Below are 6,272 nucleotides of genomic sequence, written 5' to 3'. Positions count from 1 at the left end.
CTCCGTCACCCTCGCTACTCCAAGGCCAGCATTTGAATGATGTTTGTCATGGGCAGCGGATGGTTGGCGGATTTTTTCATTTTAGGGCTTGACTTTTAATAGTTAGTCTTCGTACAGTTCACACAGGGCCAGCTGCAGGTCGGTCAGCTGGCAGGTCAGGCTGGCAATCGTCTCGGGCAGACGGGCTGCTTCCTCGGCCTGCTGGCGCTCTTTTTCCCGCGCGGCCAATTCTTCTTCCGTATAGCGGATGTATCTCTGCACCGGCACCTGTTCGGTCCATGCGGCCTGCGCAGGCACGCCCGGCACGTCGATGACCTTCCGCACATCCCTGCCGCCGCCGGGATACTCCGTTACGGTCTCGTAGTGGCTCACTTCTTCCACGCCTTCCACGGCGGGGTGCTCCACTGGCTCGGTGTCGTCCACCAGATACCCAAGCGTCAGGTCAGGGTTTTCAATGGCTGCGCCGTTCTCGTCAATGATCTTCATGGTTCAAAACCTCCTTTCTCAGGCCACGCGCCGCCAGATGTGCACATAGTAGGCGGCAGGCTGCACGGTGGCGCTGCGGCCGTAGATGGCATTAGACTTGGACGCATCCAGACTGAACTTATATACATCAGAAAAGGAATTGTATTCGCCCGTAGATGCGATCAGATCGCCGGCAGTGAATGCGCCGGATACCTTATGTTCACCCTTTTTTACATCCGCGACAAAAGAGCCTGTGATGTTCGGCAGTCCGGCCTTTACTGTTGTGCCTGCCGCGTGGCTTCTGCTGGCACCCATCAGCACGCGGTCGGATGCGATCTGCTCCCATGTGCCGCCAAACCGGGCGGCGGGACTGGTGGGGTCGGTGCTCTGGTAGATGCTGCCCACCGGGTAGGCAGCGGAGCTGGGTGCGGCCAGCAGAGCATCGACATCTTCCTTTGTATAATAGGAAGAAAAATCGGCACCGAAGGTGCGCAGGGCGTTTGCCTTTTCGGCAGCGGTCCATTCCCCGGCGGCTGCGGCGGTGGTCAGAGCCTTCTTCACGCCATAAGGCAGCAGGGCTGCGGTCAGCGGCAGAAGTGCATCCGTCATGCTGTCCAGCTGTTCGCGGGCAGCTGGTGCGATGATCAGGGTTCCGTCGCTGCGCACGTTGATGCCGCAGGCGGGGTCCACCCGCACTGCGCCGGGGGCCGAAGCCGTGGGCACCGTGCTGCTGCGCAGATAGGGCGACAGATCCGGCATGGCGGCAGTATCGGTCAACACGGCCCCGGTGTTGGGGTCCACGCTCAGCACCCGAAGCAGCTGGCCGGAGACCGGAACTGCCGGGCAGGGAAGCGCCCCCACATCCTGCGCCGTCAGTTTTACGATGCCGCTTTTGCCGTTCACGCTCACTACCTGACCGTCGGTAGGCACCAGCTCCTCTGCCCGTGCGGCAGCAGCCTCGGCACGGGCTGCACAGCGGGATGCAGCGGCACTGTCGGCGCTGGTGCGCTGTGCCGCGGTCTGGGCCTGTGCCGCATTGGACGCCGTGCTTGCAGCACTGGCTGCGGCACGCTGTGCGGCGGTGGAGGCGCTGCTGGAGCTTTCCAGCACGCGGGCCACGAACTGCTCATACTGCGAGGGCGGCAGCTCTTCCGCGCCGCCGTCGGTGGGCAGGATGGCGTAGGTGTCGTAGCTGCCGGGCCGGGTATAGGCGGCGTAGCCGCTGGCATCGATGGCTGCCAGCATCCACTGTCCGCCGGTGCTTCCGGTCAGGCGGCGGTCCACGGTGACGCAGTGCTGCGTGTCCAGTGAGACCGGTGCCAGCAGGGTGCCGTCGCTGCGGCGCAGGTAGAGCGCAACGGTGCACCCGGCCCATGCTTCCGGCAGCGTGAAGCACAGCTCGTCCACACCGGCAGCGTTCTGTGCACCGAGGTGCAGGCGGTGCGGCTGGGACAGAAATTCGGTGCCGCCGCACTGCCTTTGAATGATCTTGATGTTCACTTGAAAACCTTCCTTTCTGTTTTTTGTTTGATTGTACAGCCGCTGCCCGGCAGCTGCCAGTGTGGTCTTTTGCTGCACAAATTTCTGTGCTTCGGCATTTTGCCGGGAGGCGCTTTTCATGAGTAATTCGCACAGTTCTTTGTGGGTGAAAAATGGGATGAAAAAGAGGTGGCTTTGTACGGAAAACCAGCGATTTTTGGCCGCTTGCCGCATGGGAAAACGAACCCAAAAGTGCAGTTTCCGGTGCAAAAAGTCCAAAATAAATGTTAAAAATTCGTGAACAAAACACCCCAGAAAACAGGTCGAAAATCGGAAGGAAATAACCGAAAAAACAATATTTTGGAGAAAACAATGTTAAAGTTGCACAAAAAATAACGTCAAAAAACTAACAAAGTATGAGAAGGTGATTTGACAAATGGCCATTGGACTGGTAAAATAAGAGCCGCTCAACGGAACCAACAGACGTTGCAGCGTTTAAAATTTATCTGGATGAAGTAAAAAGCCGTCTTATATACGGCGCGGCGCGGGCAGATGGGGTCCGGGCCGGGAGGGTAACTGCACCCTCCGCAGCGGAGTCCAAATTGTATACGATGCTCGATTTTACCAAAAAGAGGGCATCGTATTTGATTGTGGGGCCAGATGGCTTCTGCCCGCCCTGCAGTCCGGGCGGCCGGGGCATGAAAAACATGTCCGCAGCCGCAGCCAATTTTGAAAAGAGAGGAGTTGTCTCGTATCGCTTCCGTAAAATTGAAGAAAGCATTGTCTGACTGCAAGCATGCAGTCTCTCCCCGTGTGCTGGCGTTTTGTGTCATGGTCGTGTGCCTTGTGGCTACACTCAGTGTGACCGCTGCGAATCTGCGGCTGACCTACGTCACAGACTCCAATGGTGCCCGGCAGGTGATCCTCACCTCCGAGACCGACCCTGCACAGGTCATGAACCTTTCCGGCATCCAGTCCGAAGAGGGCGATCAGGTCTATTACACGGCCTACAGCGGCAACCTTGCCGCCCTGAACATTGAGCGCGCATTCTCCGTCAGCATCACTGCCGACGGTCAGGAGTACCCCGTCAAAATGGTGTTCGGCACCGTGGCGGATGCCCTGAAGCGTGCCGGTATCACCCTGGAGGGTGACGACTACACCGAGCCTGCTCTGGACCAGCTGGTGAGCGCAGGTTCCACCATCACGGTGCACCGCGTGGACTACACCGACCGTGTGGAGACGCAGGCCATCCCCTACGATACCGAGTACGTCTACACCAGCCTGTATTTCCGCAACACCGGCCGCGCCACCACGGTGCGCCATGGTGCGGAAGGCCAGCAGACGATCACCACCCGCGACCGCTATGTGGACGGCGAGCTGGAAAACAGCATCGTGGTGGATTCCACCACCACTGTGGAGCCGACCAACCACATCGTAAAGACCTATGGCGCAGGCGCGCCGGTCTCCCCGCTGACCGGCCCGGACGGCACCACCAATGCACCCGCCTCTTACAGCAAGGTGCTCACCGGCAAGGCCACCGGCTACTATTCCAAGACCGGCAAGGGTTCTTCCGGTCTGGGTCTGGGCTACGGCACTGTGGCTGTGGACCCGGATGTGATCCCCTACGGCACCAAGCTGTATATCACCTCCACCGACGGCAAGTTCGTGTACGGCTATGCGGTGGCTACCGATACCGGCATTGCCGTGCAGAAGGGCCAGATCCTTGTGGACCTGTTCTACGAGACCTACGCCGAGAGCGTGATCAATGGAGCCATTCAGGTGAACGTCTACGTGGTGGACTGAGCAGGCTGAAAAGAACCGGGGAAACCGGAACTGAAAATTTTCAACAGAAACAGAGAGCTTCTGTACACCTTCCCTTTGGGAGGGTGCGCAGAGGCTCTTTTTTATTGTCAGATTGGCAGGATTCACCATAAAATTTGTAAAAATTTAGCGGGTATGTATATAAGAGAAAAATATCAATGAAAAGATTATGGTAAATTTTACAGTAAAATGCGGCGAAACTCTTGAAAAACAGACCGAAATTCTTTAATATAAAAGGGTAAAAAGCTACAGGTGCGCTTTGTGCATCTGTACGGGGAGGAGCAGTCTATGAAACCGACCGAGGAGAAGATCCAGAGCAATGCATCGGACCTGCCGGTGTATCTGTTCAAACAGGGCAATAACTGTGAAGCATACCGCTACTTTGGCGCACACATGGAAACGCGTGCCGGTGAAGCAGGTGTGGTGTTCCGCGTGTGGGCACCCCATGCTGTAGCCATCAGCGTGGTGGGCGACTTTAACAGCTGGAAGCCGGGCAGCCACCCGATGCGCAAGGTGGATGGCGATTCCGTATGGGAATTGTTCATCCCGGGCATGAAGGAATATGATGTTTATAAATACTGCGTGACCACCCGCGCAGGTGATCTGGTCTATAAGGCCGATCCCTATGCGTTTCACGCCGAGACCCGCCCGTCCAACGGCAGCAAGGTCTACGATATCAGTGGTTTTGCGTGGCACGATGATGCATGGCAGGCAGCACAGAAAAAGGCTGATGTGATCAACAGCCCGATGAATATTTACGAGATGCACGCCGGCAGCTGGAAGATGAAGGAGGGCGGCAAGCCCTACAATTATTCCGAGCTGGCAGACGAGCTGATCCCGTATATCACAGAGATGGGCTATACCCATGTGGAACTGCTGCCGGTCATGGAATATCCGTTTGACGGCAGCTGGGGCTATCAGGTCACCGGCTATTTTGCACCCACCAGCCGCTACGGCACCCCCAAGGACCTGATGGCCTTTGTGGATAAGCTCCATGCCGCCGGCATTGGTGTGATCATGGACTGGGTGCCTGCTCACTTCCCGAAGGATCAGTTCGGCCTGTACAACTTTGATGGCGAAGCCTGCTACGAGGACCCGAATCCGAAGCGCGGCGAACATAAGGAGTGGGGCACCATGGTGTTCGACTTCGGCCGCAGCGAGGTGCAGAGCTTCCTGATCTCCAGCGCACTGTATTGGCTGGAGCAGTACCATATCGACGGCCTGCGCGTGGACGCGGTGGCATCCATGCTGTATCTGGACTATAACCGCAAGCAGGGCGAGTGGGAGCCGAACAAGGACGGCGGCAAGGAAAATCTGGAGGCTGTTGCTTTCCTGCGCAAGCTGAACGACACCGTGCTGGGCCGTCACCCCCACAAGTACATGATCGCGGAAGAATCCACTGCATGGCCCATGGTCACAAAGCCTGCTTCGGACGGCGGCCTTGGCTTCAACTTCAAGTGGAACATGGGCTGGATGAACGATATGCTCAGCTACATGAAGACTGACCCGCTCTTCCGTTCCGGCAACCACAACAAGGTCACCTTCAGCTTCTTCTACGCCTTCAGCGAGAACTTTGTGCTGCCCATCAGCCACGATGAGGTGGTGCACGGCAAGGGCAGCCTGATCAACAAGATGCCCGGCGAGTACGACGCCAAGTTTGCAAACCTGCGCACCTTCTTTGGCTACATGATGGCCCACCCGGGCAAGAAGCTGCTGTTCATGGGTCAGGAGTTCGGCCAGTTCGCCGAGTGGAACGAGACAAAGCCGCTGGACTGGATGCTGCTGGGCTACGATAAGCACACCGAGCTGCAGACCTACGTCAAGACCCTGAACGCCTTCTACAAGGAGCATCCCGCCTTCTGGCAGGTGGATTACAGCTGGGAGGGCTTCCAGTGGATCGTGCCGGATGACTCGCAGCAGAGCGTCATCGCCTTCCTGCGCAAGGACACTTCCGGCAAGCAGATCCTTGTGGTGTGCAACTTCAACCCCGTCCTGCGCGAGGGCTACACGCTGGGCGCACCGGTGGCAGGCTCCTACAAGGAGATCCTGAACAGCGACGATGCAGAGTTTGGCGGTTCCGGCGCAGTCCACAACAAGGCCGTGCGCACCCACAAAAAGCCGATGCACGGGTTTGAGCAGAGCATCACCATCACCCTGCCGCCCATGAGCACCCTGTATTTTGAAGTGCCCGCCAAGCGCACCCGCAAGGCCGCAGCGGACAAGACCGATAAGGCGGGAAAAAAGACCGCAGCCAAAAAGGCAAAGACCGCTGCGGAGAAAGCTGCAGCAAAGGTGGTAAAGAAGCCGGGCCGCAAGCCCAAGGCAGAAGCTGCCGCTGCAGAGGAAAAACCGGTGAAAAAGACCGCCCGCAAGGCAAAGGTTGAGCCGGAAAAGGCCGAGGAAGCACCCAAAAAGTGCGGCCGCAAGCCCAAGGCAGAGGCAGAACCCAAGGCGGAAAAAGCACCCGCAAAACGCACCCGCAAACCGAAGGAGCCCAAGGAATGACC

The 6,272-nt window shown here is 57.8% G+C and carries 4 protein-coding genes; 2 read left to right on the top strand and 2 right to left on the bottom strand.

What is annotated here, in order from left to right; genetic code table 11:
• Positions 1-102: 102 nt before the first annotated feature.
• Positions 103-486 (bottom strand): hypothetical protein, encoded by a 384-nt coding sequence (locus GKG36_RS05905; protein ID WP_154259633.1) that lies wholly within the window; start codon positions 484-486, stop codon positions 103-105.
• Between the two features lie 18 nt (positions 487-504).
• On the bottom strand, positions 505-1,965 hold the full coding sequence (locus GKG36_RS05900; RefSeq protein ID WP_154259631.1) for a hypothetical protein: 1,461 nt from the start codon (positions 1,963-1,965) through the stop codon (positions 505-507).
• A gap of 759 nt (positions 1,966-2,724) precedes the next feature.
• Here GKG36_RS05900 and GKG36_RS05895 point away from each other — a divergent pair.
• The gene (locus tag GKG36_RS05895; protein WP_242702886.1) at positions 2,725-3,747 is read left to right on the top strand and encodes a 3D domain-containing protein; all 1,023 of its coding nucleotides are present in this window, start codon (positions 2,725-2,727) and stop codon (positions 3,745-3,747) included.
• Between the two features lie 306 nt (positions 3,748-4,053).
• Positions 4,054-6,270, top strand: coding sequence for a 1,4-alpha-glucan branching protein GlgB (gene glgB / locus GKG36_RS05890; protein ID WP_154259629.1), 2,217 nt, complete (start codon positions 4,054-4,056; stop codon positions 6,268-6,270).
• The last annotated feature ends 2 nt before the right edge of the window (positions 6,271-6,272 follow it).

Source organism: Faecalibacterium sp. BIOML-A1, from assembly GCF_009679715.1.
Lineage (GTDB): Bacteria > Bacillota > Clostridia > Oscillospirales > Ruminococcaceae > Faecalibacterium > Faecalibacterium taiwanense.
The sequence above is the reverse complement of the archived record's forward strand: the minus strand, read 5'-3'. Positions and strand labels throughout refer to the sequence as shown.

Excerpts from the sequence above, each read along its gene's own strand:
- GKG36_RS05905 (WP_154259633.1), bottom strand. The coding sequence starts at position 486 with ATGAAGATCATTGACGAGAACGGCGCAGCCATTGAAAACCCTGACCTG.
- glgB (WP_154259629.1), top strand. The coding sequence starts at position 4,054 with ATGAAACCGACCGAGGAGAAGATCCAGAGCAATGCATCGGACCTGCCG.